This is a genomic window from Streptomyces colwelliae (assembly GCF_048158785.1).
In the GTDB taxonomy this organism is placed as follows: domain Bacteria; phylum Actinomycetota; class Actinomycetes; order Streptomycetales; family Streptomycetaceae; genus Streptomyces.
Genome location: NZ_JBLTJC010000734.1, coordinates 1 through 1,990, shown reverse-complemented (window position 1 = coordinate 1,990; position 1,990 = coordinate 1). Strand labels below are relative to the sequence as shown.

At 70.2% G+C, this 1,990-nt stretch carries 3 protein-coding genes; 1 reads left to right on the top strand and 2 read right to left on the bottom strand.

The features are described from left to right. Positions 1–3: 3 nt before the first annotated feature. Together ACNFOC_RS53800 and ACNFOC_RS53795 are read right to left on the bottom strand one after the other, a co-directional pair. Positions 4–357, bottom strand: a complete 354-nt coding sequence (locus ACNFOC_RS53800) for a cytidine deaminase-like protein (protein ID WP_416966230.1) — start codon at positions 355–357, stop codon at positions 4–6. A 44-nt stretch (positions 358–401) separates the two neighbouring features. Continuing rightward, positions 402–1,217 carry a helix-turn-helix transcriptional regulator gene (locus ACNFOC_RS53795; RefSeq protein ID WP_416966231.1) on the bottom strand — a complete coding sequence of 272 codons (816 nt, stop codon included), beginning with the start codon at positions 1,215–1,217 and terminating at the stop codon, positions 402–404. Positions 1,218–1,377: 160 nt separating this feature from the next. Between ACNFOC_RS53795 and ACNFOC_RS53790 the strand changes: the two genes are divergently transcribed. Then, positions 1,378–1,990 (top strand): MFS transporter (locus ACNFOC_RS53790; RefSeq protein WP_416966229.1); only part of this gene is annotated, 613 nt, incomplete at its 3' end.

The window sequence follows — 1,990 nt, the reverse complement described above, 5'->3', positions numbered from 1 at the left end:
ACCTCAGCCAGCAGCGACCGTCAGACGGACAACCCCGTCCGGCGAAGCCACGTGCACCGGCGTCTCCGGCCCACCCAGATCCCGTACAGCCGCCAGATCCTCCGCAGCCACAGACTCCGCCTCCGTGACGACCGCCGCCGCCTCCAAGGACTTCGCCCCCGACGCCACAGCCATGGCCACCGCCGTCTGCAACGCGCTCAACTTCAGCGACTCAAGAGCAACGGTTCCGGCGACATACGTACGCCCGGTCTCGTCCCGCACAGCGGCACCCTCCGGCACACCATTACGGGCCCGGGCCGAACGGGCCAGGGTGACGATCTTGCGGTCCTCGGGATCAAGCGCGCTGCTCTCGGTCATGACCAGAGCATACGAAGGACCAGGACGAGGACCGACAAGGACCCTCACCCCGCCACGGGATACATCGCACCCCGCCGCCCCTCCGGCGAGGCCAGCCACTCCAGCTTCGCCACGGTGTTCGCCTCGTCCAACGGCGTGTGCAGCACGATCGTGAGATCGGGCCGCGCCGGCACCTTCAACGCCGTCGACTCGACACACAGCAACCCGACCAGCGGATGATCCAGCTCCTTGCGGACCACCCCCGCGTCCAGGATGTCCCGCCGCGCCCACAACTCCCCGAACTCCGGGCTCACGGAGGTCAGTTCGGCCAGCACGGCCTGCAACCCCTCGTCGTCGGGACGGTCCGCGCACATCGCCCGGAACTGCGCGACGACGGTCCGCGCGTTCCGCTCCCAGCTCTGCGAACGGGCCCGGTAGAGCGGATCCGTGAAGAAGTCGACGAGACAGTTCTGCGTGTTCTCGGGCCGCATGCCGAGCACCCAGCCGGCCGCGTCGTTGTACATCACGCAGTTGTAGTAGCGGTCCATGATGTGCGCCGGAAACGGCATCCACGCGTCGATGAGCCGCCGCATGCCCTCACACCCGTGACCGGCGGCGGGTTCGGCCGCGGGCGGGTTCAGCCCGGCCAGCACATACAGATGCCGCCGCTCGGCGTTGCTCAGCCGCAGCACCCGGGCGACGGAGTCGAGGACCTGCGGCGACACGGAGATGTCCCGCCCCTGCTCCAGCCACTGGTACCAGGAGGCGCCCACGCCCGCGAGCACGGCGACCTCTTCCCGCCGCAGCCCGGGTGTACGGCGCCGCGCCCCACCGTCCGGCAGCCCCGCCTCGCCCGGGGAGACCCGGGCGCGGCGGCTCATCAGGAACTCGCGCAGTTCGCTCAGCCGACGACTCTTCAGGGCATCCTCAGCCACGTACACATCCCCCTAGCGCTGACGAGTGGTGCCGCTGCCTGGTGGTGCCACCACCAGCACAACTTCCGGCTCCCCACGCCTATTCCGACGGCCGCAGGCTCTCCCCATGGCGACCGACACGACAACTACCGGCACCCACACACCACTTGGCACCCCCACCAAACTGTCCACCCGCGACAAACTCGTCCTCTTCATCCTCTGCGCGGCCCAGTTCATGGTCGCCCTGGACTTCTCCGTCCTCAACGTGGCCCTGCCCACCCTCGGCGCCGACCTGGGCATGAGCCGGTCCGGACTCCAGTGGGCGGTCACCGCGTTCGCGCTGCCGTCCGGCGGCTTCCTGCTCCTGTTCGGCCGCATCGGCGACCTCTACGGCCGCCGCCGGCTGTTCCTCACCGGCCTGGCCCTGTTCGGCGCGGCCTCACTGCTCGCCACCTTCGCCTGGGACCCGGCATCGTTCCTGACGGGCAGGGCGCTCCAGGGCCTGGGCGCGGCGACCATCGTCCCCACCGGCATGAGCCTCCTCACCACCACGTTCCCCGAGGGCCCGGCCCGCGACCGCGCACTCGGCATCTCCGGCACCCTGCTCTCGCTCGGCTACACGACCGGCATGGTGGCCGGCGGTGTCCTGACCGACGCGTTCGGCTGGCGCTCGACGATGGCCCTGCTCACCCTGTTCGCGGTACTGGTCCTCCCCCCGCTGTCTCTTCTACCCCCCTGCC